This is a genomic window from Kribbella turkmenica, from assembly GCF_004348725.1.
Classification (GTDB): domain Bacteria; phylum Actinomycetota; class Actinomycetes; order Propionibacteriales; family Kribbellaceae; genus Kribbella; species Kribbella turkmenica.
The window spans coordinates 1-26330 of record NZ_SMKR01000021.1 but is presented as its reverse complement, the minus strand read 5'-3'; the positions used below and the strand labels follow the sequence as shown (position 1 = coordinate 26330).

Genomic DNA, 26330 nt, shown 5'->3' with positions numbered 1-26330 from the left:
CGGTTCGCGCGGCGGCGGATTGTCAGCGCTTCGTGCCGCGGCGGCTCAGCAGGAGTACGGCGATCAGTAGGACCGCGCTCGCGATCACCAAGCCGATGGCCACGCCGGCCATATTGTCGGTGAGCTGGTAGAGCGCGGTCGGCCAGATCACCAGCAGGATCGCGCAGCCCACCACCGCGTACGCCGACGCGTGCCGGCGGCCGTACGCGACCAGCAGCGCGGCCGGGCCGGCGGTGCCGACGGCGAGTGCCATGATCTCGCCCCGCTCCTGGATCAGCCAGCAGATCGACGAGCTGAACATCGCCGCCCCGGCCAGCGACCACGCCGTCACCTGGTCCCGGAACAGCCCGAGGATGGTCATCACGAACGCGACCAGGATGAACCCGGTCCCGGCGATCCCGGCGCTGTTCGTGGCACCGGTGTCCGGAGTCAGGACATCTGCCGTGATCACCAGCACACCGACGGCCAGGATCGCAAAGGTTGCCACGAGCAACGACGACCCGGCCAGCCACCACAGTCCGGCACCGGCGAGCGCGAGCGCGACGGCGACCCCGGCGATCCGGCCGGTCTCCCCCTCGATCGCGACGTACGTGGCGAAGCCGGCCACACAACACCCCAGCGACCCGAGCGCCGAACTGAGCTGCTCGCGGCGGCGGACAACGCCGAGGACGGCCGCGGCCCCGAGCAGGATGATCGCCGCGCTGGTGCCGGTGCTCACGCGGGCGGCACGCCCCATCTCGCCCCAGTTCGCGACCGTCAGCAGTGCGACCGCGCCGAGGAGTAGCGCCCCGCCGATGTATCCGAGCACCTCGGTCAGCGCGCTCGAGTGCGTCGCGGTCGGCGGGGTGCGCGGCTTCACGGACGCCGGCGCGGCCGGTTCCGGCGGTCGAGCCCGGCCCCGTTCGGACAGGGCCGCCGCGACCTCGGCGTCGGCCGCGTCCCGCAGTGCGTCGGCCTGGTACTGGCGCAGCACACCCGCGCTCACGAGCCTGGACAGCTCGTCATCCAGCCGGCTCGGCATGCGTCGCGTCTCCCTTGTCGGATTCACTAAGATCAGGCGGCGAGATGCCTATTCTGACCAGCTACCTTGTGTCCTTGTTCAGTCACCCCCTGTTTTCGCTGCCCGAGGCCTTCCCGACCTTCTTCCGGTACGGCAACGACGGCAAGCTGGAGGTGACCGACCAGATCGTCATGGTCCCGGCCCGGATCGCCGGGCTGATCGTGGGCTTCCTGATCCTCCGCTGGGTGCTCCACAAGGTAATCCGCCGGTTCGCCCGCCGGACGGGGAACGGCGCCGTCGCCGGAGTGCTGGCGAAGTCGAAGCTCGGCCAGGGCTTCGTCGAGAACACCCTGGCCAGCCAACGCCGGGCCCAGCGGGCGGAGACGATGGCCTCCCTGCTGTGCAGCGCGGTGACGATCGTGCTGACCGCCGTCCTGGTGGTGATGGTGCTGGCCGAGCTCGGCTTCAACATCCTCCCGGTGGTCGCGTCGGCGAGCATCATCGGCGTCGCCCTCGGCTTCGGCGCGCAGACGCTGGTGAAGGACTTCCTGGCCGGGGTCTTCATGATCTTCGAGGACCAGTACGGCGTGGGCGACCTGATCGACATGGAGAAGGCGACCGGTGTCGTCGTCGCGGTCGGACTGCGGATCACCACCCTGCGCGGCGAAGACGGCACCACGTGGTACGTCCGGAACGGCGAGGTCCTGCGGATCGGCAATCTGACCACCCGCGACCCGGACAGCTCCGCGCCGTCGGGTGTCGGCAGCGGCACCGAGAAGGCCGAGGAACCTATTCCGGCCGACGAAAATGAGGTGACCGGAACACCGGACGGAACCCGAGCCGCAGATACAGCCGCTCCGCGGCAGAGCCCTCGACCACCTGCAGGGTGAGCCGCCCGCCGGCCGCATCCCGCCGCGCCTGGCCGAGCAGCGTCGAGGCGAGACCTCGTCCCCGGTACGCCGGTTTCGTGGCCACCGCGTAGATGCCGAAGACGTCACCGGTGCGGAACACCAGCGTGATCGAGGCCGGCTCACCGTCGACCCGGATGAGGTAGAGGGACTGGTCCGGGCGGGCGTAGTTCCGCAGCGCCAGCTCACGGAGTTCCTGCCGCCACCACTCGACGTCCGGGTCGTCCTCCCCCAGGAAGGCGGCCGCCTGGACCTCGGCGAACGCGACCGCGTCCTCGGCCGTGGCGATCGGGGACAGCGGCTCCCCGGTCGCGTGCCCCGCCGGTGACTCCATGTGGACCAGCACCTCGGCTGGCTCGAACCCCGCTGCCGTCAGCCGGTTCTCCCAGCCGTCGCCGCTCCACGGCACCAACCGGACGGCAGCCGTACCGTCCGGGATGCCGGTGTCCGCGGTCAGCGGGATCCAGCAGGAGAAGAAGTCGTCCTCCCCGACCACCTCGATCCCCGCGGCCCCTCGCCGGACGACTCCCCGATGAGCAGCCAGGAACGCCAGATGGTTGTCGAGCAGCACAGCGTGATCCGCCACAGCGGCAGTATGCGCGTTCCCCCGCGACCTGTCTGGCGGTAACACGACGCCGCCCTCACAGACCAGCTGTGAAGGCGGCGTCGGAGACGGCTGTCAGGCGGTGAAGCTGACCTCGAGGGTGATCGGGGCGGACAGCGCCTGCGAGACCGGGCAGTTCTTCTTCGCCCCTTCGGCGAACTCGGCGAACTGGTCCGCGGTCAGGCCGGGGACGTTGCCGACGACCGTCAGCTTGATGCCGGTGATGCCCTCGCCCGGCTGGAAGGTGACGTCCGCCTGGGTGTCGAGCGCCGCCGGCGGGTTGCCGGCCTGGGCGAGCGCGTGCGACAACGCCATCGAGAAGCACGCCGAGTGGGCGGCACCGAGCAGTTCCTCCGGGCTGGTCCTGCCGCTGGCCTCGGGCTCGGTCCGGGCGGCCCAGGTCACGTCGAACGTGCCCAGACCGGACGACTGCAGGGCGACCTGGCCGGCCCCCTCCAGCAGCGAACCTTCCCAGTGGGCCTTGGCGGTACGGGTAGCGGCCATGCTCGTGTTTTCTCCTTCGATAGGAATTCAGCGGCCGGACACGTCGATCGCGCCCGGGTACTGCGGTTCGTCGGTGTTCACCATGCTGTGCGCCGCCATCACCATGTAGGTCCAGATCTCCTCGTCCCGATCCGGTGGCAGCGCGAGCTCGTCCAGTGCGGCCCGCATGTGGCCGAGCCAGCGGTCCCGGGCGCTCGGGGTGACGGCGAAGGGGGCGTGCCGCATCCGCAGCCGGGGGTGCCCGCGCTGCTCGGAGTACGTCCGTGGACCGCCCCAGTACTGCTCCAGGAACATCCGGAAGCGCACCTCGGCCGGGCCGAGATCCTCCTCTGGGTACATCGGGCGCAGCTTTGGGTCGGCGGCGACGCCGCGGTAGAAGGCCGCCACCAGCCGGCGGAACGCGTCCGCACCGCCGACAGCGTCGTAGAAGCTCTGTTGCTCAGTCATAACGGGACCAGTGTCTCAAGCCGTCACAACGTGCTTGCGCAGGGCGTCTCGTTCTGTGTCCGCGAGCGGCCGTTTGGCGTGTGTCTCGCCGTCCACGGTGACGATCACCGACACCGCTTTCGCGTAGACGTCCTCGCTCTCCCCGCTCCGGTCGACGATCCGCGAGCCGAGCGTGTACGACGTCGTACCGACGGACTCGACCCACACGTCGACGTCGTACGGCGGGTGCCGCAGCAGGATCGGCCGCAGGTAGTCGACGGTCTGGCTGACCAGGACACACGGGTGGTCGGCGAAGAAGTCGCCGGTCGTGCCGATGATCTGCGACAGGAAGGCGATCCGGGCCTCCTGCAGGTAGTCGAAGTACCGGACGTTGTTGACGTGGTCGTAGGAGTCGATGTCCGACCAGCGGACGAGAACCGGATGGGCGAAGGTCATGCGCCCACCAGTTTCGACAGCGCCGCGCGCTCGACCGGGCTGATCCGGCGGAGGCGGTTGGCGGCGAAGTCGAACGGGACCAGCCGGGTGCGCGCCTCGACGTACGTCCGCCGCTGCGGCTCGGCGTCCAGGATCTCGTAGTCGACGGTGAACGAGGCGGCCTTGATCTCGCTGATCCACAGCTCGATCCGGACCGGCTCGGGCCGGAAGTGCAGCGGAGCGCGGTACTGAACCTCGTGACGGGCCACCAGCAGGCCGGTCTCCAGGTCGTCGGCGCCCAACTCCTTGGCGGTCCGGAACAGGAAGTCGACCCGGGCGTCCTGCAGGTAGTCGACGTACCGTCCGTTGTTCACGTGGCCGAGAGCGTCCTGGTCACCCCAGCGCAGCGGGCAGAGGTAGACGTGGCGGTTGTGATGATCCACACGGCGATCATCGCATCCTGGGTACTTCCGGCATGACTGAGCGTGGGTAATGTCATCCCCGGCATCACCGAGCACCGAAGGAGCACGCGGATGACGCAGCAGCGGGTGGCGATCGTGACCGGGGCGGCCCGGGGAATCGGCGCGGCCGTCGCGCAGCGGCTCGCCAAGGACGGCAACGCGGTCGCGGTCCTCGACCTGGACGAGGGCGCGTGCGCGACCACGGTGAAGGCGATCACCGAGGCCGGCGGGAAGGCGGTCGCGGTCGGCTGTGACGTCAGCCGGTCCGACCAGGTGGCCGCCGCCGTCGAGCGGGTGGTGTCCGAGCTCGGCGCGCCGACCATCCTGGTGAACAACGCCGGCGTGCTCCGCGACAACCTGCTGTTCAAGATGTCCGAGGACGACTGGGACACGGTCATGTCGGTGCACCTGAAGGGCAGCTTCCTGATGTCTCGCGCCTGTCAAGCGCACATGGTCGAGGCCGGCTACGGCCGGATCGTGTTCCTGTCCTCGACCTCGGCGCTGGGCAACCGCGGCCAGGCGAACTACGCGTCCGCGAAGGCCGGCCTGCAGGGCCTGGCGAAGACGCTGGCGATCGAACTGGGCAAGTTCGGCGTGACCGCGAACGCGATCGCCCCCGGGTTCATCGAGACCGACATGACGGCAGCCACCGCGGCCCGGGTCGGCGTCGACTTCGAGGAGTTCAAGAAGGCGACCGCGGCCGCGATCCCGGTGCAGCGCACCGGCAAGCCCGAGGACATCGCCGCGGCGGCGTCGTACTTCTGCAGCGAGGAGGCCGGTTTCGTCTCCGGCCAGGTCCTGTACGTCGCCGGCGGACCGCGGAACTAGACACAGGACCGAGGGCGAAACAAGATGGCGCAGTCCTTCACCGGCATCGACCAGGTCGTGCATGCGGTCGGCACCCGGTTGGGTGAGTCCGAGTGGCTCGAGATCACCCAGGAGCAGGTGAACCAGTTCGCCGACGCGACCGGCGACCACCAGTGGATCCACGTCGACGTCGAGCGCGCGAAGACGGGCCCGTACGGCGGCACGATCGCGCACGGTTACCTCACCCTGAGCCTGATCGCGCGGTTCGGTGAGGAACTGTTCTCGGTCCGGGGCGTCACCGCCAAGCTGAACTACGGCGTCAACAAGGTCCGCTTCCCGGCCCCGGTCCCGGTCGGCTCGCGGGTCCGGGCCGGCGCCTCGATCTCGAGTACGGCGGCGACGCCGGCCGGCGTCCAGGTCTCGCTCAACTGGGTGATCGAGCTGGAGAACTCGACCAAGCCCGCCTGCGTCGCCGAAACCGTCGTACTGCTCGTTCCCTAGTGTCCCGACTCAGGACACTAGAGCGGGCAGATCAGGACGGCGTGAGTGGCGACGCGGTAGTAGCCGAGCCACTCGTTGACCGCGATCATCGGGGCGTTGCCGTCGTAGTTGGCGGTGTACGCGACCTGGACTCCCGCGTCGGCGGCCCGGTGCAGCGCCGCACACTTCACCAGCTTCGCCAGACCACGACCGCGGAACTCCGGCATCGTCCCCGTCATCGGCGACCTGATCCGCGTGTGGTCGCCGTGGCAGAGCGTGAAGCAGGCGACCTGGTCCTGGTAGACGGCGGCCATGCCGAGATCGAGCATCATCGCCGGAGAGTTCCACACTCCGGCGAGCCAGTCGTCGTACGGCCGGGTGGTGATCCTCGCGTCTCCCGGCTTCGTGCGCTGGGCGACCAGGTCGGCCTTGTAGAGGAGGCGGGGATCGACCTCGGCCAGCGACACCAGGTGCACACCTGACGGCGCTCCCGGGATGTCCGGTGCCTTCCGCGGATCGGCCCCCGCGTAGTAGACCTGCCGGGTCTGCCGGTAACCCCACCGGCCTGCCCAGCCCACCGTCGACGGGTCCGCGAACACCCGCGCGCTGGTCGCACCGGCCGACCGCAGTTCCTCGTGGGTTGCCTCCAGCAACTTGGTACCGATGCCCCGGCCGCGGTGGTCCGGCCGGACCAGCACGCCGAGCTGCCCGTCGAGCGGATCCGATCCGGCGATCAGCGCGGTCGACGCCCAGCCGACCACCTCGCCCGCCTCCACCGCGGCGAAGATGCCACGGTCCGGAACGCGACCGGCCGTGAGCTCGCGCCGGAGCGACGAGGCCGTGAGCGCCAGGTACGGCGCCTGCGCGTCGTGCAAGGCGATCGCGCTGTCGACGTCCCCCGGCTCGGCACGCCTGATCTCCATCCGGACTCCTTCGGCGAGGTTCCCCGGAAGATAACCCGCGCCGGGCACAGACCGAATGCGGGATCGATTACAGCTCTGTCTCAGCGGCGTTCTCGACGTACCTCGAAGATCAGCCCAGCGGGCGGAGCAGGCTCAGCTCGGTCTGCACCCGGCGGTAGCCGAGCCAGTTGTTGACGGCAAGCATCGGACCGTTCCCGTCGTCGTTCGACGTGTAGGCCGAGGTGATCCCGGCCGCGGCGCAGCGACGCAGCGCGACCGACTTCACCAGCTTGGCGAGCCCTCGGCCCCGGTACGCCGGGATCGTGCCGGTCATCCCCGACCAGGCCCGGTCGCCATCGGTCTCGATCGCCGTGAAACAGGCCACCTCGTCGCCGGCGACCGCGGCGACGCCGAGTACCTTGTCCAGGCCCGGTGCGTTCCACACCTGCTCGAGCCAGACGCCGTACGCGATCGCGTCGAGCGGCGAATCGCCCGGCTCGTCCAGCGAGGCGATCGAGTCGGCGGCGTACGCCTGCCGTGGGTCCAGCTCATCCATCGTCACCAGCTCGATGCCGTCCGGGGTCGGCGGCTGGTCGGGCAAGGTGCTGAGGTCGAGGCCCGCGTAGTGCATCTGCCGCGTCCCGTCGTACCCGCGGTTGCGCGCGAACTCCAGGCCGTCCGGGTGTACGAAGGTCCTGGCGCGGACGGCACCGACCTCGCTGAGGTGCTGGTGCAGCCGGTCCGCCAGTATGCTCCCGATGCCCTGCTTGCGGTGGTCCGGATGCACGTAGATCGAGGTGTCGCTCTGGCCCTGATCGGTGGTCCAGACGTTCAGCCCGGCCGATCCCCAGGCGACCACCTCGCCGCCGGCCTCCGCGACCAGAGCGAGGAAGCGTTCCTGCGGGGACGACACGGTGATCATGTGCCGGGCCGCCGCCGCGGACATCACCTTGTACGAGTAGACCGCGCGCCGGACCGCCGCCACGCCGTCGGCGTCGTCGGCTACGGCCTGCCGGATCGTCACCGGTGTCGTCATGCCCGGACCCTAACCAGCACCCGGTCCTCCCGCCACGGAATAACGACCGCGGACGAACAGCAACGCGATCGCAACAGGTGCGCGCTCACTGTGATTCTGCCGTGTACCCGACTGCCACTAGAGTGGCCCGGTGTTGTCGGACTGATCGCCCCGACCGCCGGAAGTGCCATCGTGCTGGGACACGACGTGGTCACCGGCGGCGGGCAGTCCGATACGCCTCCCCCGGCTCTTGACAGCCCCCTAGGCCGTCAGGAGTAAATAGCGGTTATGCAGATTACAGATGGGGTGGCCGCTGCTCGGGTCCTCGCCGGCTTGATGGTGTCCGAGGAGCCGCGGCCGGAGCTCGCCGACGCGTTCTCGCCGTTCGCGCCGCTGATCGGCAGCTGGGATCTCGACGTCAGCTGGTACGACGACGACGGCAACGTCACCCGGCAGACCAAGGGCGAGTGGCACTTCGCCTGGGCGCTCGACGGTCGTGCGGTCGCGGACATCTGGATCACGCCCAGCCGGGCCGTGCGCGCGACCGACGGCGACGGCGAGTGGGGGCTCACGATCCGCATCCACGACCCGGAGTTCGGCGCCTTCCGCTCCACCTGGATGGGCCCGAAGCACGCGTTCGTGATGACCTTCATCGGCACGCCCGGCGAGAACTCGATCACCCTCGATTCCCGCGAACCACTGTCGGCCAAGACCCGCTGGATCTTCACGGACACCGGCGAGACCGGCTTCCGCTGGCGCAACGAGGACGAGGACGCGGACGGCAGCATCACCGTCCGCCAGCGCTTCGTCGCCACCCGGCCGGCCGCGCCGAGCCAGACTTAGCCGACGATCCCGCCGGTGAGGGTGAGGCCGCCGTCGATCGTGATGGTCTGGCCGGTGATCCAGGACGCCTCGTCCGAGAGCAGGAACCACACCAACGAGGCCACGTCCTCCGGCGTTCCGAGCCGTTGCAGTGGGTACGTCGACGCCACCTTGTCCTCACGGCCCTCGTACAGGGCGCCGGCGAACTTGGTCTTGACCACGGCCGGAGCCACCGCGTTGACCCGGATCTCCGGGGCCAGCTCGACCGCCAGTTCGGCCGTCACCCGGGACAGCATCGCCTTGGTCGCGCCGTACCAGCCGATCCCCGGCGACGGCGCCAGGCCGGCGACCGAGGACAGGTTGACCACCGCACCGCCGTGCGCGCGCATCCACGCGTCCCGGCAGGCCTTCACCCAGGCGATCGTGGCCAGGACGTTGGTGTCGACCATCTTGGCCGCGACCGCTTGGTCGACATCGAGCAGCTTCCCGTAGATCGGGTTGATGCCGGTGTTGTTGACCAGCAGGTCGACCGACCCGTACGTCGCCACCGCAGCCGCGACGACCGTCGCCCGGTGCTCCGGGTCGGCCGCCTTCCCGGCGACCGCGAACGCGCGCTCCCGGCCGCCCAGGGACGCGACCGCCTGGTCGAGCGTCTCCTGGGTGCGGCCGGTGATGACGACGCGCGCGCCGTCGGCCACCAGGCGCCGTGCGATCGCCAGCCCGATCCCCCGGGACGCCCCGGTGATGATCGCCGTACGGCCGTGCAACGACATCAGCTGAGACGCTCGAGAACGACCGCCATCCCCTGCCCACCGCCGACGCACATGGTCTCCAGGCCGAACTGCTTGTCCTCGAACTGCAGCCCGTTCACCAGCGTCGTCATGATCCGCGCACCGGTCGACCCGAACGGGTGGCCGAGCGCGATCGCGCCGCCGTGCACGTTCAGCTTGTCCTCGTCGACGCCGAGCTCACGCGCCGAACCGATCACCTGGACCGCGAACGCCTCGTTGATCTCGACCAGGTCGATGTCGCTGATGCTCATCCCGGCCCGGGCCAGCGCCTGCTTCGACGCCTCGACCGGGCCGAGGCCCATGATCTCCGGCGACAGCCCGCTGACACCGGTCGACACGATCCGCGCGAGCGGGGTGAGGCCGAGTTCGCGCGCCTTGGTGTCGCTCATGATCACGACCGCGGCTGCACCGTCGTTCAGCGGGCAGCAGTTGCCGGCGGTGACCGTGCCGTTCTCCCGGAACACCGGCCTCAGCTCGCTGACCTTCTCCAGCGTGGTGCCGGCCCGCGGACCGTCGTCCTTGCTGACCACGGTCCCGTCCGGCAGCGTCACCGGGACGATCTCACGCTCGAAGAAGCCGTTGTGGATCGCCTTCTCGGCCAGGTTCTGCGAACGGACGCCGAACGCGTCCTGGTCGGCGCGGCTGATCCCTTTCAGCGTGGCCACGTTCTCGGCGGTCTGGCCCATGGCGATGTAGATGTCCGGGACCAGGCCGTCCTGGCGCGGGTCGTGCCAGGTCTCATTGGTCTCGGCGTACTTCTCGGTCCGCTGCACCGCGTCGGCGAAGACCTCGTTGAACGAGCTCGGGTCGCCGACCCCGGCCGAGCCGAAGTTCTTGTACCGCGACACGCACTCGACGCCGGCGCTGACGAAGATGTCGCCCTCACCGGCCTTGATCGCGTGGAAGGCCATCCGCGCGGTCTGCGTCGACGACGCGCAGAACCGGTTGACCGTGGTCGCCGGGGTGTCGTCCCAGCCGAGCTGGACGGCGATCCGGCGGGCCATGTTGCCGCCGTGCTCGTCATGCGGCTCCGCACACCCGACCGCCAGGTCCTCGATCCGGTCGCCGGTCAGACCCACCTTGCCGACCGCGGCCTGAATCATCTGGACAGCGAGGTCGTCCGGCCGGATGTCCTTGAGCGACCCTTTGTACGCGCGGCCGATCGGCGACCGGGCGGTGGACACGATGACTGCTTCAGGCACAGCTGTTCCTCTCTACAGGCCGAGGTCGCGGCCGATGAGTTCCTTCATGATCTCGTTGGATCCGGCCCAGATCTTGGTCACCCGGGCGTCCCGCCAGGCGCGCGCCACCCGATACTCGTTCATGTACCCATACCCGCCGTGCAACTGCACGCACGCGTCCAGGACCTCGTTCTGCACCTGGGCGCTCCACCACTTCACCTTCGCCGCGTCGACCGCGGACAGCCGGTCCTCGTCGTGCGCGACCACCGCGTTGTCGACGTACGCCTGGGTGACCTCGACCTTCGTCACCAGCTCGGCGATCACGAACTTGTTGTACTGGAACGAGCCGACCGGCCGGCCGAACGCTGTGCGCTGCTTCACGTAGTCGATCGTCTCGGCGAGGATCTGGGTCGCGTGCGCGATGTTCGAGACGCCCGCTCCGACGCGTTCCTGCGCCAGCCGCTCCATCATGTGCACGAAACCGCGGTCCAGCTCGCCGAGCACGTTGCCGTCCGGGACGAACAGGTCCTCGAAGAACAGCTCCGACGTACCCGACTCGGTCTGGCCGACCTTGTCCAGCTTGCGGCCGCGGGCGAAGCCCTCCATGCCATCCTCGACGACGAACAGCGTGATGCCCTTCGCCCCCTTCGACGGGTCGGTGCGCGCGGCGACGATGACCAGGTCGGCCATGTCGCCGTTGGTGATGAAGGTCTTCGACCCGTTCAGCACCCAGCCGCCGTCGGCCCGCTGCGCGGTCGTCTTCAGCGCGGCCAGGTCCGACCCGCCGGACGGCTCGGTCATCCCGATCGCGGCGACGTACTCACCGGCGCAGAACTTCGGCAGCCAGCGCTGCTTCTGCTCCTCGGTGCCGAGGTCGACGAAGTACGGCGCGCAGCAGTCGTAATGGATGCCGAAACAGCTCGACAGCGACGCGGAGACCTTCGATACCTCCTCCGCGAAGACCGCGTTGAAGCGGTAGTCGCCGACACTCGAGCCGCCGTACTCCTCGGGCACGTCCAATCCGAGGAAACCCTGCTTGCCGGCCTCGATCCAGGCGGCCCGGTCGATGGTCTTCTCCTCGAGGAACTGCTCCATCCGCGGGACCAGCGAGCGGTCGCAGTACTCCTTCGCGCTCGCCCGGAAGGCGTGGTGGTCCTCGCTGAAGATGACGCGTTCCATCGGGCCTCCCGTGGAGTGAGACAACTGGCTAAGCGCTTGCTTAGCTTCGCCAATCTGAGGCAGGGTGTCAACGTGTCCGCAGTCACCAGCCCGCTCGTGTGGGAGCACGTCCAGCCGGCCGCCGCGCGCCGCCTGCTGACGGGTGCCATCGACGCGTTCGCCGAGCGGGGGTTCCAGGCCACCACCACCCGCGACATCGCCTCTCGCGCTGGGATGAGCCCGGCGGCGCTCTACGTGCACTACCCGTCGAAGGAACGCCTGCTGTTCGAGATCAGCCTGTACGGCCACAAGGCCGCCCTCGACGTACTGCGCTCCGCCGACACCGGCCCGACTCCCGCGGATCGCCTCCGCTCGCTCGTGTCCGCGTTCACGGCGTGGCACGCCCGGCACCACACCATCGCGCGGGTGGTCCAATACGAACTCGCCGCCCTCTCCCCGGAGCACTTCGCCGAGGTCGCGACCATCCGCCGCGCCATCTCGGCCCAGATCGAACAGGTCCTCACCGACGGCGCGACCACCGGCGACTTCACGGTGAACGACCTCCCGGGCACGACCCTCGCCGTACTCTCGCTCGCGATCGACGTCGCCCGCTGGTACACGCCCCACCGCGCCGACCCGGAAGCCCTGGGAAAGCTGTACGCCGACCTCGCCCACCGGATGGTCCAGGCATAGCGAAGGCCCCGCACCGTGGTGGTGCGGGGCCTTGTGCCTGCCGGCGGCTCAGACCTGGAGCGCGGCCTGGACGTCGAGGTGGATGTCCACCTTGTCGCCGATCAGCAGCTTGCCGCCCTCGAGCGGGACGTTGAAGTCGATGCCCCACTCCTTGCGGCTGATCTGCGCGGACGCCTCGAAGCCGATGATCGTCTGGCCGTAGGCGTTCTGGTCCACACCGAGGAACTCGACCGCGAGCTCGAGCGGCTTGGTCACGTTCTTGATGGTCAGCTCGCCGGCCAGGATGTAGTCGTCACCTTCCGGCTTGAGGGCGGTGCTGACGAAGGTCATCTTCGGGCTGTTCTCGGCGTCGAAGAAGTCGCCGGACCGCAGGTGCCCGTCGCGCTGCTCGCTGCGGGTGTGGACGGACGCCAGCTCGACGGAGACGGCCGCCGCCGACTCCTCCAGGGAGTCCTTGACGACGATCTCGCCGGCGAACTCCTGGAAGGTGCCGCGGACCTTGGTCATCAGGTGCCGGACGGTGAAGCCGATCTCGCTGTGCGTCGCGTCGATCGCGTAGGTACCGGCGACCAGGCCGGGGATGCTGCTGGTCGGGGTGGTGCCGGTGGTCATGGTCTCGCTCATGGTTTCCTCTCGGGGGTCTTGCAAGGGACGTCACTGGTCTGGGGGACGCAGTCAGTGGATGATTAAAGTTTCAACCTGTTAACTACGACAGTAGGGATCAACAGTTTAAAAGTCAACTACATTCCCGGTACACTGTCTTCGTGACGATGACGACTGAGACCCGGTGGCTCAACGCCGAGCAGCAGGTGGCGTGGCGCGCGTACCTGCTGGGCACTGCGCGCCTGATGGCGAAACTGGACGACGACCTGCGTCAGTTCGGCATCGGCATCAACGACTACGAGATCCTGGTTCGGCTTTCCGAAGCGCCCGACCGGCGCCTCCGGATGGCCGACCTGGCCGACCGGCTGCACCAGAGCCGCTCCCGGCTGACCCACACCGTGGGCCGCCTCGAGGCCGGCGAACTGGTCCGGCGGACCTCCTGCACCAGCGACAAACGTGGCGTCTGGGCCGAGCTCACCGATGCGGGCTTCGACCTCCTCGAGCAGGCCGCGCCGACCCATGTCGCAGGCGTCCGCGCCAACCTGGTCGACCTGGCCACGGCCGACGACTTCGCCGCCATCGGCCGGGTCTTCGACACCGTCTCCGAACACATCGGCCAGCGGTAGGCCGCCACTGGGTAGCCGTTCGTCAACGGCCGGCCGGGAACTCCGAGCCGCGAACGCGTCCGGCGGCCGGGTCGAGGACCTGACCGGCCGGCACGCCCAAGCCTTACCGCCGCTCCACCTGCGCCGGTCGGCGCCGCCTGGATCGCCGCGGCGCCGTTCGACCCTCGGTGAAATCCTTTGCGATCCCCGAGGGCCGCCGGAAGAATCGCGGCCTGTGACCGACTACCACCGAGACGGCCGGGCCGGTATCGACGCTGACCTGGTACGCCGCTTGCTCGCCGACCAGTTCTCGCAGTGGGCCGACCTGCCGGTCGCCCCGGTCAAGATCGACGGCTGGGACAACCGGACGTACCGGCTGGGTGCGGAGCTGACCGCACGCCTGCCGACGGCCGAGAGCTACACCGCGGCCGTCCACAAGGAGCACCAGTGGCTACCGGTGCTGGCGCCGGCGCTGCCCGTGCAGATCCCGGAGGCGGTGGCGAAGGGCGAGCCGGGCCAGGGTTATCCCTACCACTGGGCGATTCGTCGCTGGATCGACGGCGAGACCGCGTCACCCGATACCGTCACCGACCTGTCCGGTTTCGCCCGTTCGATCGCCAAGTTCGTCGTCGCACTGCAAGCCTGCGACGCGACCGGTGGGCCGGGGGCCGGCGCGCACAGCTTCTACCGCGGTGCGCCGCCGGAGTATTACCACGAGGAGACCGTCGGGGCGCTCGACGTAATCGAGGGCCGCATCGACACCGACCTGGCCCGCGAGGTCTGGGAGACGGCGCTGGCGAGCTCGTGGGACCGGCCGGCGGTGTGGTTCCACGGTGACATCGCAAGCGGCAACCTCCTCGTCCGAGACGGCCGGCTGTCCGCCGTCATCGACTTCGGAACCTCCGGCGTCGGTGACCCGGCCTGCGACCTGGTGATCGCCTACACGTTCTTCAGCGGCGACTCCCGCGACACCTTCCGGTCAGCGGTGGCGCAGGACGCCGACACCTGGGCCCGGGCCCGCGGCTGGGCGCTCTGGAAGGCCCTCATCACCCTTGCCGGCGACCGGGACGTCGACATCAACCAGCGGGTGATCGACGAGGTCCTCGCGGATCACGTCGCTACACGAACGCCGTAACGCCCTCGTACTCCGCGACCGCAGCGGCGCCAACGGCGTCGTACTCGAGCACGACCAGGCCGCTCGGGGTCACTTCCTGCTCGACGAGCCGCAGTCCGACGGCCTCGTTCGGGTGGTCGAGCAGCCGGCGCCCGGATCCGACGAGAGTCGGGGCGACGACGAGCCGCAGTGTGTCGACGAGCCCGGCGGCCAGCAGTGAGTTGCCGAGTCGCGCGCTGCCGTGGATCTGGAGCTCGCGTCCTGGCTCGGCCTTGAGCGCACCAACGGCGTGGAGGTCGCGCAGAACTGTGGTCGGGCGCCAATCCCCTTCGCTGAGGGTGCTGGTCACCACGTACTTCGGCAGCGAGTTCATCCGCACGGTGTACGGGTCGTTCGGGTCGGTGATCTGCGGCCAGTCCCGGGCGAACGCCTCGTACGTCCGCCGGCCGAGCAGGATCCCGTCGGCGAGGTCGAGCCAGGCCGACGTCCGCCGGACGAACTGCTCGTCCAGGAAAGGCACGAGCCAGCCGCCGCGGGTGAAACCGTCGCTCGTGTCCTCGGTCGGTGATCCCGGCCCCTGGCTGACCCCGTCGAGCGAGACGAACTCCGTCAGCACGAGCTTCATCGCGCAACCTCGCTCTCCACCACGCCGGCGAGCTGCTGGGTGACCGTCCCCCAGCCGTCGGCGAAACCGAGCCGCTCATGCAGCGCGCGGGCCGCCGGATCGGCATGCCGTACGACGATCCGGTAGTCGGTGCCGTCCGAGTGGTCGGCCAGGGCGATCTCGGCCGTCATCGCGATCGGCGCGGGATTCACCGGCCGCCAGGTGCTGTCGATCGCGTTGGTGAACACGAGACGCTCGAGCTCGTCGACGACCAGGAAGGCGGCGTCGAGATGTGGGCCGAACTGCACGCCGTCCTCACTCAACCGGGTCACGAGGGCGCCGCCGGGGCGAACATCGAGTCGCTCCACCCGGCACACGGCCGGCGCGGGCACCCACCACTGCGCGAAGCGGTCCGGATCGGTCCACGCCCTCCAGACGGCGGCGCGCGGCGCGCGGATGACCCGCTCCACGGTCAGGTCGAGCTCCGGGTTCATTCCTGTTCCTCCAGAGAGTCGGTGACGAAACGTTCGAGCCGGTCGGTGCGGTCCTCCCAGATCCGCCGCTGCTCGGCGAGCCAGTCGTCGACCAGCGTCAGCCGCTCCCGGTTGAGCACACAGGTCCGCACCCGGCCGACCTTCACCGTCCGGATCAGCCCGTTGCTTTCCAGCGTCCGCACATGCTTCATGAACGACGGCAAGGTCATCGGAAACGCCCCGGCCAACTCCCCCACGCTCGTAGCCCCTCGCCCGAGCCGCTGAATCACCTCACGCCGCGTCGGATCAGCCAGCGCAACGAACACCCGGTCAACCTCCCCCGAATACTGAGCCATAAGGCTAAGTATTGCCCGGCTCCGATACTTAGCGCAAGGGCTAAGTATTAGGTTGCGTCCCCACCTTTGGTCGTCGGCTTCCGCGCGAACAGCAGCGCCTCACCTCGCCGGCGACGAGGTGGGGCGCTCGAGCTGCGGTAATCAGTCCCGCGTCAGCTTCCGGTAGGTGACCCGGTGCGGCCGCGCCACCTCCGGCCCCAGCCGCTCGACCTTGTTCGCCTCGTACGACGCGAAGTTCCCCTCGAACCAGAACCACTGCGCCGGGTCCTGCTCAGTCCCCTCCCACGCCAGGATGTGTGTCGCCACCCGATCCAGGAACCATCGGTCGTGGGACACGACCACGGCACAGCCCGGGAACTCCAGCAGCGCGTCCTCCAGCGACTGCAGGGTCTCCACGTCCAGGTCGTTGGTCGGCTCGTCGAGCAGCAGCAGGTTGCCACCCATCTTCAGCGTCAGCGCGAGGTTCAGCCGGTTCCGCTCACCGCCGGACAGCACGCCGGTCGGCTTCTGCTGGTCCGGCCCCTTGAAGCCGAACGAGGCGACGTACGCCCGGCTCGGCATCTCGAAGTTCGCGACCTTGATGTAGTCGAGCTCGTCGGACACCTGCTGCCAGACCGTCTTCTTCGGGTCCAGGCCGCCGCGCGACTGGTCGACGTACGAGATCTTGACCGTGTCTCCCAGCTTCAGCGATCCCGCGTCCGGCTGCTCCTCGCCGACGATCATCCGGAACAGGGTCGACTTGCCGACACCGTTCGGGCCGACGATGCCGACGATGCCTGCCCGCGGCAACGAGAAGCTGAGGCCGTCGATGAGCTTGCGGTCGCCGAAGCCCTTCTCCAGCTTCGAGACCTCCAGCACCGTGCTGCCCAGACGCGGGCCGGCCGGGATGTTGATCTCGTCGATGTCCAGCTTCTTCGCCCGCTCGGCCTCGGCCGCGAGTTCCTCGTAGCGGGCCAGCCGGGCCTTGCTCTTCGTCTGCCGGGCCTTCGCGTTCGACCGGACCCACTCGAGCTCGCGCTCCAGGATCTTCTGCCGCTTGGCGTCCTTCTGGCCCTCGACCACGAGCCGCTGCTGCTTGGTCTCGAGGTACTTCGAGTAGTTGCCCTCGTAGCCGTACGTCCGGCCGCGGTCTAGCTCCAGGATCCACTCGGCGACGTTGTCCAGGAAGTACCGGTCGTGGGTGATCGCCATGACGGCGCCCGGGTACTTCTGCAGGTGCTGCTCCAGCCAGAGGACGGACTCGGCGTCCAGGTGGTTGGTGGGCTCGTCGAGCAGCAGCAGATCGGGCTGCTGCAGCAGCAGCTTGCACAGCGCGACCCGACGGCGCTCACCACCGGAGAGGTTGTCGACGAGGGCGTCCGGCGGCGGGCAGCGCAGCGCGTCCATCGCCTGCTCGAGCTGAGCATCGATGTCCCACGCGTTGCGGTGGTCGAGCTCGGTCTGCAGGTCGCCCATCTCGGCCAGCAGGGTGTCGTAGTCCGCGTCCGGGTCGGCCAGCTCGGCGGAGATCTCGTTGAAGCGGTCGAGCTTCTGCTTGGTGTCGCCGACCCCCTCCTGGACGTTCTCCAGCACGCTCTTGCCCTCGGTCAGCGGCGGTTCCTGCAGCAGGATCCCGACGGTCGAGTCGTCAGCCAGCCGGGCCTCGCCGTTGTTCGGCTGCTCGAGCCCCGCCATGATCTTGAACAGCGAGGACTTGCCGGTGCCGTTCGGCCCGACCACGCCGATCTTCGCCCCGGTCAGGAAGTTCAGCGTGACGTTGTCGAGAACGACCTTGTCGCCGTACGCCTTCCGGACGTTGCGAAGGGTGTAGATGAATTCCGCCATACCCCAGAGCCTATGTGCTCGCCCCCGGCGGACCCCAATCCGCCCTCCCAGTTGTCCACAGATCAGAAGTCCGGCGTTCGACGCGTGGACGAGCCGTGCATCTTCTCCGACGACAGCGACATCGCGATCGGACGGAAGGTGGCCATCATGAGCCTCGGGGAGACCTATGTGACGGTGCAAGGCTGGGTCGGCAGCGAGCCGGACTTCAAGGAGGTCGGCGGGAACACGCCGCGGGCGACGTTCCGGATCGGCTCGACACCACGGCAGTTCGACCGGAACACGGGGCTGTACGTCGACAAACCGACGACCTGGTTCAACGTCGAGTGCTGGCGCGTCCTGGCCCAGAACGCCTTCGAGTCGGTGCATGTCGGGCAACCGGTGATCGTGACCGGCCGACTACGAACGCATGAGTGGACCGACGAGGCCGGTGAGTCTCGCAGCCGCGTCGTCCTCGAGGCGTTCTCCCTCGGCCACGACCTGACTCGGGGTACGGCGACCTTCACCAAGACCGCCGCCCGTCCGTCCGGCGCATCGGGCCCTGCCGGCGGACCGCCGGGCGCCGCGCTCAGCGCCGTACCGTCAGCGGGCCCGGTCGAGACGACCGCTTCCCCGTTCCCGGCCGACGAGTACTCGACAGCTCCCCTGCCCCTGACCGCGACGTCCGACGCGGCATGACTATCTCAGCCTTGACTTATATAAGTCGTGAGCGGCATTCTGGGCAGCACCACAGCCGGAGACGAGAGGGACACAGCCGTGATCGACATCCTCGAGCACATCAACGCGGTTCGGCGAGAGGTCAGCAGGACCGGGGAGACGGCCACGGTGGTGATGCGCCGGACGTACCGGGCCGAGCCCGAGGAGCTCTGGGACGCGCTGACGAACCCGGAGCGGATGCGGCGCTGGTTCTGGCCGGTGAGCGGCGACTTCACGGTCGGCGGCACGTACCAACTGGAGAACAACGCCGGCGGCGAGATCCTGGAGTGCGAGCCGCCCAAGCGGTTCAAGGTCAGTTTCGGCGGTCCGACCAGTCTGCTGGAGCTCCGCCTGCAGCCGGGCGCCGACGCGTCGACCGAGCTGGAGCTCGAACACACGATGAGCGAGCCACCCGCCCCCGGCGGATCCGGCGCACTCTGGGTAGGTCCCGGCTGGGACGGCGGCCTCCTCGGCCTCGCCCTCTACGTCGACGGGGAGTTGCCCGAGGACACCAACCCGGTCGAGATGGCCGAGTCACCCGAGGTCCTCAGGTTCAACGAGCAGGCCGTCCGCGCCTGGATCGAGACCGTCCGCGCCTCCGGCACGACCACCGAGGAGGATCTCGCCGAAGCCGCCAAGGTCTCCATGGCGCAGTTCGCCCCCGACGCCGAGGTCTGACCGCGTCTCGCGACTTGGCACCAGCTCGCGGGTCCGCACCAGCGCCTACCGACGGTGGAGCGTCGGTAGGCGCGTCAGGTTCAGCGGCGGGCAGTCGCGAGGTTGTCGCGGCAGGTGGTGTAGGCGTCGAGCTCCGCGCGGGCCGGGGCCACAACGTGGCTGTCGGCAACCTTCTCCAACTCCGAGCGCAGCGCCTTCGCGACCAGACGACCGCGACGCGCGGCTCCACTGGTGGCGAAGAGGCGACAGGCGAAGGACACCGCGACTCCGAGCAGCGCGCCACCGATCAGCATGATCGTGGCGTACGGGATGCCGTTCCACCTCGGCAGCGGCGGGTCGTCCAACTGCAGGAAGCCGAAGACGGCCAGCGCGGCGAGCCACAGTCCCCCGCCGAGCGCCACCAGGAACAGCAGCCACTGGATGAACCTGACCGCACTCCACCAACCGGGGCTGTTGCTCGCACCGAGATCGGTCCGGGCGACCGCCTGGTCGAGCTCGTCACCGAGCGACTCTTCTCGCCGGCGGACTGCCGAGCGGACCGAGTCGGCCCACGGGCGCGACAGCCCGTCGGCGGCCTTGTTGGTAATGGTGCGGACGGCGGTGTCCATCCGGGCCCGCTGCACCGGCGTTGCCGCAGGCAACGAAGACCGGGCGATCGCGACCTCGTGCGAGGCGGACTTGCGCAGCGCCTTGTTCTGTTGCTTCGACACCTGATCCAGGTGCAGTCGCCGCAGTGGATCCGGGCGGAAGCGGCCCAGCCACTTGGTCACCGGCCATCCGGTCGCGGCGCGCGCCCGCTGCAGGTAGGACCGGCGTACGGCGTCGACGACGACCGGGACGCCGCTCGCGTCGGACAGTGCGTCGACGAGCTCGGTGATGTCGCGCCTGGCGATCTCCGGCGTCTTGGCGTTGCCGCACTGGCTCGCCATCCGGTCCGCGACGCGGTCGACGTCGGCGGCCAGGCGTTCGCGGGCGGCCCGCTTGTTGTTGACCCGCTTGACCAGCAAGGCGCGCAACTCGTCCAGGCCGTCGCCGCTCACCGCGGACGTGGCCACGACGTTCGGCGACTTGAGGCCGTCCGACTTGAGCAGCCGGTCGAGGTCGTTCAGGCAGCTCTTCCGCTGGTCCGGCGTGAGCTTGTCGATGTGGTTCAGCGCGAACACCATCACACCCGAGTGCGAGGCGAACGGCTTGATGTAGCGGTTGTGCAGCGCGGCGTCGGCGTACTTCTGCGGGTCTACGACCCACACGAGCATGTCGACCAGCTCGACGAGCCGGTCGACGATCAGCCGGTGCTCGACCTCGGTCGAGTCGTGGTCCGGCAGGTCCAGCAGGACCAGACCGTCCAGGTCTTCCGACTGCGCCTCCTCCAGCGAGCTCCGGTGCTGCACCTGGTGGCGCCGCGGGATCCCGAGCCAGTTCAGCACTTCACCGGCCGGCTCCTCGCCCCAGACACAGGCGAGCGGCATCGAACTCGTCGGCCGGCGGGTGCCGATCGCGGCCAGGTCGAGCCCGGTCATCGCGTTGAACAGCGACGACTTGCCCGATCCGGTCGCCCCGGCCAGCGCGACCACGGTCAGCTCACCGGACATCCTCAGCCGTTGCCCGGCGCGCTCCACGATCTGCGTCGCCTCGGTGAGCACCACCGGGTCCAGCCGGCCCTGGCCGGCCTCTGCGGCCGCCTCCAGCGCCTCGATCTTCGTCAGGACATCGGTCGAGCCTCTCACCAGGCCCTTGACCGTATCCACAATTCCCGTCACGTGCAGTCCTCCACCGCGCGCGCGGCCTCCGTCAGTTGCCTGGCCGCCTCGGGGTCCACCGGATGCTGGTCGAGGAGAGCCAGGTAGCGGGCGAATTCGGCATCCATCAGGGCATGAACCCTACCGTCAAGGTCCTCGCGAGCCTTAGTCACCAGGGTGCGAACCGCCTGATCGCCGAAGACGGCCTCGAGCAACTTCTGCCCGACCACCGCGGTTCCGGCGCCGACACCCACCTCGGCACCGGTGATCCCGGCCGTGCTGGCGAAGATCACCACCATCAGCGAGAGGCCCAGGCCGTTCACGCCGTACGCGAGGATGCGCGCGGTCGAGCGCTTGTCGGCGCCCTCCTTGCGGACCAGGTCGAGCACGTAGCCCTGCCAGTCGCGAACCGCGCGTCCGGCCGCTGCCGGGAAGTCCTTCGACATCCGGCCGAGGTCGCGGTCCCCGGCGGCGAGCAGTTGCCGGCCAGGGGCCGTCGACTGCCACGACTCCTCGGCCCGTTCGGCGGCCGCCTCGGCGTGCTCACGCAGCAACGACTCCAGGCCGGACTCGACCGCGTCGTTGAGGTCCCGCGTCGGCGGCGGCTTGCCGACGACCGTCGCCTTCATCTTGTCGCGCAGCCGGCCGACGTTGGTCTGCAGTCCCTTCAGCAGTTCACCGGTGCCGACGAACTCCTGCCACCGGGCCAGCACCTCGCCGCGCAGCAGCGTGCCGTCCTGCGTCGCCTTCGAGATGTCCTTGACCGCCCGGTCGTACGCCGTCTCCGCCGTCGACCGCAGTTCGACCACGGCCTCGGCCTGCGCCTTCACCGCGGCCGCGAACGGCGGGGTCTTCTTGACCATCGCGCTCACCGCGCCGTGCAGCGTACGCCGGACGACCGCCGCCCGGGCCTCCGCGTCAGCGGCCAGGTCGACCAGCCAGTCCTTGATCGAGGCAACGGTCTCGGCCGGCAGCATCCCGTTGCCGTCGACAACCGTCTCCTTGATCGAGAACAACGGCGAGTCTCCCAGCCCGCGCTCGAGCAGCATCTGCGCGAGGTGACCGGTGATGTCGTCGATGGTGTCTTCCGGAGCCCGGTCCAGCACGACCGCGACCGCCGTACTGCGGTCGGACGCGCTCTGCAGGAAGTCCCACGGCACGGCGTCGGCGTACCGGGCGGCCGTGGTGACGAACAGCCAGAGGTCCGCCGCGGCGAGCAACTGGGTGGCGAGGTCCCGGTTCGCCTCGACGACGGAGTCGATGTCGGGCGCGTCCAGGATCGCGAGCCCCTGCGGAACGGTGTCGGCGGCAACCAACCGCAGCTGTCCCGGGTCCTCCATCCCACCCGGCTTGTCCCCACTGGACCGCGCCATTCCGGGCAGCACCCGGTCGCCGGAAAACCAGTCCGCGTCGGCCGGGTGGTGAATCAGCACCGGCGACCGAGTCGTCGGGCGCAACACACCCGGTTCACTCACCACCTTGCCGATGATCGTGTTCACCAGCGTCGACTTACCGGCCCCCGTCGACCCGCCCACAACAGCCAGCAGCGGAGCCTCGAGCTGCACCAGCCGCGGCAGGACGTAGTCGTCCAGCTGATCCAGCATCGCCTTCTGCTGCTGCCGAGCCTCGTCCGCCCCCACCACGTCGATCGGCAACTGACTGGCCGCCAACGCCCCCCGCAGCCGCATCAGCGCCGTAATCAGCGCCATAGCCGCCTGCTCGGCCGCCACCCGCTCAGCCATCTGCTCAGTACTCAACTCCTCAACGGCCCCACCAGCCACCTCAGAGTCCTCACCGGCAACCTCGTCATCTGCGGAATCACCAGCACCGCGACTGGCCGCCGCGGACCCTTCCCGCGCCTCGTCACCAGCCTCGGCATCGCCAGCGTCCGCCCCGTCGCCGCCAGCGTCCGCCCCGTCGTCGCCAGCGTCCGCCCCGTCGCCGGCAGCCTCCGCCTCCGCAAAGGCACGCTCGGCTTCGTCTTCCTCCGCCGCAGACCTCTCAACCTCATCGGCGTCACCGACAGCATCAGCACCCGCAGCAGCCACGGAGCCATTACCGGCAGCCGTGGACTCCGCAGGCCCCTCGTCAGCCACCTCGGCATCCTCGGCAGCCCCTCCGTTGGCTGCCGACTCCTCAGCCGCGTCGGCGTCACCGGCGGCGGCAAGCTGCTCCACCGGGTCCTCGGCAGCCGCGTCATTCGCGTCATCCGCCCGCTCGCTGTCGGCCTCTGCACCGTCAGCCTCCGCGCGAGGCCCGTCCGTGCCGGCAACGTCGTCGCCGTCGTCCCGCTCCGTCGCGTCGGCCCGCTCACTCGCAGACGCCTCCGCTGTCGCGTCCGACGGCTCCGGGCGGGCGCCTGCTGACTCAGCCTCAGCCGACTGCTCGGACGAGCCCTCGGCCGCCGCATCCGCCGACTGACCGTCGCCGTCCTGTGCTTGCGGGTCGGAACGGTCCGGGTCAGGCTCGTCGGAAGCGTCGCCCGTCACCTCAGCCGCCGTTACAGCCTCCTCAGACGTTGCGTCGGCGTCGTCGGGGCTCCCGGGCTGGTCGACTGCCGGGTCAACCTGCTCAGCCGCCGGAACAGCCTCCTTGGCCGTCTCAGGCTCCTCCGGTGAGGACTCGGCTGTCTTGTGGTCGGCAGACTCGGGGGCCGCGTCCGCGTTGTCGTCGCCTACCTCGGGCGAAGCGTCTGCCTCGTCGCCTGCCTCGGAGGCCGCCTCCGCGTCGTCGTCGGCTGCTTCGGGGGACGCGTCTGTCTTGTCGTCGGCTGACTCGGGGGGCGAGTCCGACGGGTCGGCCTCAGGCTCCTCGTCCGCGGGCGTGGCGTCGTCCGTGGCCGTGTCGGAGTTGGTGGCTGGGTTCTTCGGGAGGCCGACGATGATGTCGCCGTACTCCATCGGGAAGCCGTCCGGGGATTCGTCCGGCTCGTAGACAACGCCTACGGTCGGGCGCTCCGGGTCCGTCTCCGCGGGTTTGGAGGCGGGGGACTTCTCCGCCTGGTCGTCTGCAGGTGATTCTGCGGCGGTTGCTTCTGCCGCCGGGCGTTCCTCGTTGGATGCTTCCGTGGCAGCGGACTCCGCAGGCTCGGAGCCCTTGGTTCTCAGTTTACCGTCAGGTGCGTCGTTGTCGGGTGGTTCCTCACCGGTCACAGCACCCGCGCGCTGGTCGCGGCGGTCGGCGGCAGCCTCGTCAGCGGCAGGCTCGCGGGCGGTCGCCTCCGCGGCCACCTCGTCTGCGGACGGCTCGTCGGCAACCGGCGTACCGCTGGACGGCTCACCGATGGACTGCTCGTCCGCAGTCGGCTCACCGGTGGACCGCTCGTCGGTGGGTGACTTGCCGGTGGTCGGCTTGGCGGTCGACTGGTCAGCATCCGCCGTCGTCTCGGTGGCAGCCGGGGCAAGCTCGTCCGTCGTCGGCTCGGCGGTGGGCTCGGCGACAGGGGTGGCCGTCTTGCGCCGGCGGCGGCGCCAGAAGCCCTTGCCCTTGGCATCCGGTTGGGCGATCAGGTTCGCCAGCTCCTGGGCAGGCTGATCCCGGTCCGGAACCTGCGGCTCCGAACCCTCACCTGCTGCTGACTTGATGTCAGCCACGACGTCCGCCCACGAGCACAGAGTGCCCGGTCGGACAGCGCAGAAGCAAAGTCATCGTCATCCCCGTTTGGCGGCGTGGACGGGTGGCAGTCACTGCGGTGGTGGATACGGACCGTATCCTCCCGGCGGTCCTGGTTGACCAGGGGGTCCCGGTGGGTAATCAGGTTGGCTCGCTGGGTAACCGGGCTGCCCGGTGGGTTGACCCGAGGGATACCCGGGCTGAGCGGGCGGATAACCGTCCTGCGGCGGCGGAGATCCACCCGGACCCGGCGCACCGGCCCCGGCTCCCGGTCCACCGGCACCGACGCCAGGTCCGACGCCAGGACCGGGACCGATACCAGGGCCAACTCCGGGACCACCGGGCCCCGGTACCCCCTGGAACTGAGGTCCAGCCTGGGCGAACGCCGGCATCGGCGGGAACGGCACGCTCGGCCGCCGGGCCCGCAGCTCGTCGAGGAGCCGTTTCTCGGTCTTCAGGGCGTCCGGTCCGATCACCTGGCGGACGATCTTGTCCCGCAGGTACGCCAGGTCGGTCGCGTTCTGCTGGAACGCCTTCGCGGCCGCTTCCGCCTCGGCGCCGTACCGCTTCGCGTTCTGCCGCAGCGCCTTGCGCCCGCGCAGCGTCGCGATCAGCGGGACGTCCTGCGCGACCAGCCAGCCGAACCGCACGTAGTCGTACAGCCGGGACGCGATCATCTTCCCCTCCCGGGACCGCATCACCAGGGCGAAGACGACCATACCGATGAAGATCGGGACCATCAGGAACAGGTAGGCCATGATGAAGCCGGTGCCGTTGGCCCAGCTCGCCACCGCGTTCCAGAGGCCGTGCGCCAGTACGGCGGTCAGGTAGCCGACGATCGGGGCGAGGAAGCGGACCGCCGTACTCCGATGCCGTACGGCGATCCCGATGCCGATCGCGGTGAACGACGTGAAGAGTGGATGCGCGAACGGCGAGAGGAAGCCGCGCAGGAAGAAGAGGACGAAGACACCGCGCAGACCGGCGTCGTTGCCGGCCTCCTCGGAGAGCTCACTGAAGATGCGGCCGTAATAGAGGATGTTCTCGGTGAAGGCGAAGCCGACACCTACCATCCCGGCGTAGACCAGGCCGTCGATGATCCCGTCGAACTCCTTGCGCCGGATCAGCGCGAGCAGCAGAATCACCGCGCCCTTCGCGAACTCTTCCACCGGCGGCGCGACGAACACCGCGGACCGGAATCCGCCGCTGCCGGTCTCCTCCAGCAGCATGGACACCTTGGTGTTGATGAACAGCGCCACCAGCGTCGCGATGAAGGCACCCCAGCAGAGCGCGAACAGAATGTACTTGGTCGGCTCCGGTTCGTAGCGGTCCAGCCAGAGGTACAGCGCGATCACCGGGATGACGGGGACGAACGCGAACACCAGCCCCCAGGTGAAGCCGCCCGCGCCGGTCGACCTGGCCACGATGCTGAAGATCACCAGACCCGCGATCGCGAAAATGACCGCGATCACGATGCCGATCAGGATGCCCTGGTTGCGCCGCTGCCCCGGGACGGGGTGACTGCCGAGCACGTTCGGCTGCGGGTAGGGTCCGCCGGGCGAGTACGCCGACCCCGCCGCGGGTTGCGGCGAGCCGGCCGGGCCTGGTGAGGGGTAACTCATGCCCGCAGCCTAGTTGGAGAGCCGATCCGAGGGCAGGAGAGCCCACGCAGCGTTACCGGGATGGAACGACAAGCCTGTACTTCGACCCGCCCACCGGTAACCCACGCGCACGATCCACCCGCCATCTGAGAGACTCTTCCGTGCCACGCGCCCGTAGCTCAGCTGGATAGAGCGTCGGACTTCTAATCCGTTGGTCGCAGGTTCGAATCCTGCCGGGCGCGCC

The 26330-nt window shown here is 69.3% G+C and carries 28 protein-coding genes and 1 tRNA gene; 10 read left to right on the top strand and 19 right to left on the bottom strand.

The features are described from left to right. Positions 1–22: 22 nt before the first annotated feature. A complete protein-coding gene (locus E1218_RS07160; protein WP_132317528.1) occupies positions 23–1021 on the bottom strand; it encodes a DUF2157 domain-containing protein in 999 nt (332 codons plus the stop codon). Positions 1022–1089: 68 nt separating this feature from the next. Between E1218_RS07160 and E1218_RS07155 the strand changes: the two genes are divergently transcribed. Then, positions 1090–1890 carry a mechanosensitive ion channel family protein gene (locus E1218_RS07155; RefSeq protein ID WP_233712071.1) on the top strand — a complete coding sequence of 267 codons (801 nt, stop codon included), beginning with the start codon at positions 1090–1092 and terminating at the stop codon, positions 1888–1890. Here E1218_RS07155 and E1218_RS07150 read toward each other — a convergent pair. From E1218_RS07150 to E1218_RS07130, 5 genes are all read right to left on the bottom strand, one after another. Continuing rightward, positions 1790–2494: a GNAT family N-acetyltransferase gene (locus E1218_RS07150; RefSeq protein ID WP_132317524.1), complete on the bottom strand. Its 705-nt coding sequence runs from the start codon at positions 2492–2494 to the stop codon at positions 1790–1792. The genes E1218_RS07155 and E1218_RS07150 overlap by 101 nt on opposite strands. A gap of 93 nt (positions 2495–2587) precedes the next feature. After that, complete coding sequence (locus E1218_RS07145) at positions 2588–3016, bottom strand: OsmC family peroxiredoxin (protein WP_132317522.1); 429 nt, start codon at positions 3014–3016, stop codon at positions 2588–2590. A gap of 27 nt (positions 3017–3043) precedes the next feature. After that, positions 3044–3463: a globin gene (locus E1218_RS07140; protein ID WP_132317520.1), complete on the bottom strand. Its 420-nt coding sequence runs from the start codon at positions 3461–3463 to the stop codon at positions 3044–3046. A gap of 15 nt (positions 3464–3478) precedes the next feature. Continuing rightward, complete coding sequence (locus E1218_RS07135; RefSeq protein WP_132317518.1) at positions 3479–3898, bottom strand: acyl-CoA thioesterase; 420 nt, start codon at positions 3896–3898, stop codon at positions 3479–3481. Then, complete coding sequence (locus E1218_RS07130) at positions 3895–4320, bottom strand: acyl-CoA thioesterase (RefSeq protein ID WP_132317516.1); 426 nt, start codon at positions 4318–4320, stop codon at positions 3895–3897. The genes E1218_RS07135 and E1218_RS07130 overlap by 4 nt, the downstream gene beginning before the upstream one ends. A 90-nt stretch (positions 4321–4410) precedes the next feature. Here E1218_RS07130 and fabG point away from each other — a divergent pair, with 90 nt between their 5' ends. Beyond that, the gene (gene fabG, locus E1218_RS07125) at positions 4411–5166 is read left to right on the top strand and encodes a 3-oxoacyl-ACP reductase FabG (protein ID WP_132317514.1); all 756 of its coding nucleotides are present in this window, start codon (positions 4411–4413) and stop codon (positions 5164–5166) included. Positions 5167–5190: 24 nt separating this feature from the next. Continuing rightward, positions 5191–5646, top strand: a complete 456-nt coding sequence (locus E1218_RS07120; RefSeq protein WP_132317512.1) for a MaoC family dehydratase — start codon at positions 5191–5193, stop codon at positions 5644–5646. A 17-nt stretch (positions 5647–5663) separates the two neighbouring features. Here the strand turns inward: E1218_RS07120 and E1218_RS07115 are convergent, their stop codons facing one another. Both E1218_RS07115 and E1218_RS07110 read right to left on the bottom strand, forming a co-directional pair. Then, the gene (locus tag E1218_RS07115; protein ID WP_132317510.1) at positions 5664–6548 is read right to left on the bottom strand and encodes a GNAT family N-acetyltransferase; all 885 of its coding nucleotides are present in this window, start codon (positions 6546–6548) and stop codon (positions 5664–5666) included. Positions 6549–6657: 109 nt separating this feature from the next. Next, positions 6658–7563, bottom strand: coding sequence for a GNAT family N-acetyltransferase (locus tag E1218_RS07110; RefSeq protein ID WP_233712068.1), 906 nt, complete (start codon positions 7561–7563; stop codon positions 6658–6660). Positions 7564–7830: 267 nt separating this feature from the next. Here E1218_RS07110 and E1218_RS07105 point away from each other — a divergent pair, with 267 nt between their 5' ends. After that, a complete protein-coding gene (locus E1218_RS07105) occupies positions 7831–8385 on the top strand; it encodes a hypothetical protein (protein ID WP_132317508.1) in 555 nt (184 codons plus the stop codon). Here the strand turns inward: E1218_RS07105 and E1218_RS07100 are convergent. From E1218_RS07100 to E1218_RS07090, 3 genes are read right to left on the bottom strand one after another with little or no spacing between them, the layout of a single operon-like run. After that, positions 8382–9137, bottom strand: coding sequence for an SDR family oxidoreductase (locus E1218_RS07100; protein WP_132317506.1), 756 nt, complete (start codon positions 9135–9137; stop codon positions 8382–8384). The genes E1218_RS07105 and E1218_RS07100 overlap by 4 nt on opposite strands. Then, positions 9137–10357 (bottom strand): acetyl-CoA C-acetyltransferase, encoded by a 1221-nt coding sequence (locus E1218_RS07095; protein WP_132317504.1) that lies wholly within the window; start codon positions 10355–10357, stop codon positions 9137–9139. Before E1218_RS07095 ends, E1218_RS07100 begins: the two co-directional genes overlap by 1 nt. Before the next feature lie 12 nt (positions 10358–10369). Then, positions 10370–11515, bottom strand: a complete 1146-nt coding sequence (locus E1218_RS07090) for an acyl-CoA dehydrogenase family protein (protein ID WP_132317502.1) — start codon at positions 11513–11515, stop codon at positions 10370–10372. 72 nt (positions 11516–11587) lie between these two features. Here E1218_RS07090 and E1218_RS07085 point away from each other — a divergent pair, with 72 nt between their 5' ends. Beyond that, positions 11588–12187, top strand: a complete 600-nt coding sequence (locus E1218_RS07085; RefSeq protein ID WP_132317500.1) for a TetR/AcrR family transcriptional regulator — start codon at positions 11588–11590, stop codon at positions 12185–12187. A 48-nt stretch (positions 12188–12235) separates the two neighbouring features. Here E1218_RS07085 and E1218_RS07080 read toward each other — a convergent pair whose 3' ends face one another. After that, entirely contained in the window at positions 12236–12811 is a 576-nt protein-coding gene (locus tag E1218_RS07080) for a YceI family protein (RefSeq protein WP_132317498.1), read from the bottom strand. A gap of 146 nt (positions 12812–12957) precedes the next feature. Between E1218_RS07080 and E1218_RS07075 the strand changes: the two genes are divergently transcribed. Then, positions 12958–13416, top strand: coding sequence for a MarR family winged helix-turn-helix transcriptional regulator (locus E1218_RS07075; protein ID WP_132317590.1), 459 nt, complete (start codon positions 12958–12960; stop codon positions 13414–13416). 214 nt (positions 13417–13630) lie between these two features. Further along, positions 13631–14530 (top strand): aminoglycoside phosphotransferase family protein, encoded by a 900-nt coding sequence (locus tag E1218_RS07070; RefSeq protein WP_132317496.1) that lies wholly within the window; start codon positions 13631–13633, stop codon positions 14528–14530. On the opposite strand, the gene E1218_RS07065 is transcribed toward E1218_RS07070, so the two are convergent. From E1218_RS07065 to ettA, 4 genes are all read right to left on the bottom strand, one after another. After that, the gene (locus tag E1218_RS07065; protein WP_132317494.1) at positions 14514–15134 is read right to left on the bottom strand and encodes a dihydrofolate reductase family protein; all 621 of its coding nucleotides are present in this window, start codon (positions 15132–15134) and stop codon (positions 14514–14516) included. The two genes, E1218_RS07070 and E1218_RS07065, sit on opposite strands and share 17 nt — an antisense overlap. Then, entirely contained in the window at positions 15131–15607 is a 477-nt protein-coding gene (locus E1218_RS07060; protein ID WP_132317492.1) for an SRPBCC domain-containing protein, read from the bottom strand. The genes E1218_RS07065 and E1218_RS07060 overlap by 4 nt, the downstream gene beginning before the upstream one ends. Beyond that, on the bottom strand, positions 15604–15942 hold the full coding sequence (locus E1218_RS37725) for an ArsR/SmtB family transcription factor (protein WP_132317490.1): 339 nt from the start codon (positions 15940–15942) through the stop codon (positions 15604–15606). The genes E1218_RS07060 and E1218_RS37725 overlap by 4 nt, the downstream gene beginning before the upstream one ends. A gap of 141 nt (positions 15943–16083) precedes the next feature. Beyond that, positions 16084–17766, bottom strand: coding sequence for an energy-dependent translational throttle protein EttA (gene ettA, locus E1218_RS07050; RefSeq protein WP_132317488.1), 1683 nt, complete (start codon positions 17764–17766; stop codon positions 16084–16086). Between the two features lie 84 nt (positions 17767–17850). Here ettA and E1218_RS07045 point away from each other — a divergent pair, with 84 nt between their 5' ends. After that, on the top strand, positions 17851–18441 hold the full coding sequence (locus tag E1218_RS07045) for a single-stranded DNA-binding protein (protein ID WP_165949153.1): 591 nt from the start codon (positions 17851–17853) through the stop codon (positions 18439–18441). 78 nt (positions 18442–18519) lie between these two features. Next, positions 18520–19137 carry an SRPBCC family protein gene (locus E1218_RS07040; RefSeq protein ID WP_165949152.1) on the top strand — a complete coding sequence of 206 codons (618 nt, stop codon included), beginning with the start codon at positions 18520–18522 and terminating at the stop codon, positions 19135–19137. 80 nt (positions 19138–19217) lie between these two features. On the opposite strand, the gene E1218_RS07035 is transcribed toward E1218_RS07040, so the two are convergent. The 3 genes from E1218_RS07035 to E1218_RS07025 all read right to left on the bottom strand — a co-directional run bounded on the left by E1218_RS07035 (position 19218) and on the right by E1218_RS07025 (position 26107). Further along, complete coding sequence (locus E1218_RS07035) at positions 19218–20897, bottom strand: P-loop NTPase family protein (RefSeq protein WP_132317484.1); 1680 nt, start codon at positions 20895–20897, stop codon at positions 19218–19220. Next, positions 20894–24469, bottom strand: a complete 3576-nt coding sequence (locus E1218_RS07030; RefSeq protein ID WP_132317482.1) for an AAA family ATPase — start codon at positions 24467–24469, stop codon at positions 20894–20896. Before E1218_RS07030 ends, E1218_RS07035 begins: the two co-directional genes overlap by 4 nt. Before the next feature lie 90 nt (positions 24470–24559). Then, positions 24560–26107, bottom strand: a complete 1548-nt coding sequence (locus E1218_RS07025; protein WP_132317480.1) for a PrsW family intramembrane metalloprotease — start codon at positions 26105–26107, stop codon at positions 24560–24562. 147 nt (positions 26108–26254) lie between these two features. On the opposite strand from E1218_RS07025, the gene E1218_RS07020 reads away from it, so the two are divergent. Then, a tRNA-Arg gene (locus tag E1218_RS07020) sits at positions 26255–26328 on the top strand. The last annotated feature ends 2 nt before the right edge of the window (positions 26329–26330 follow it).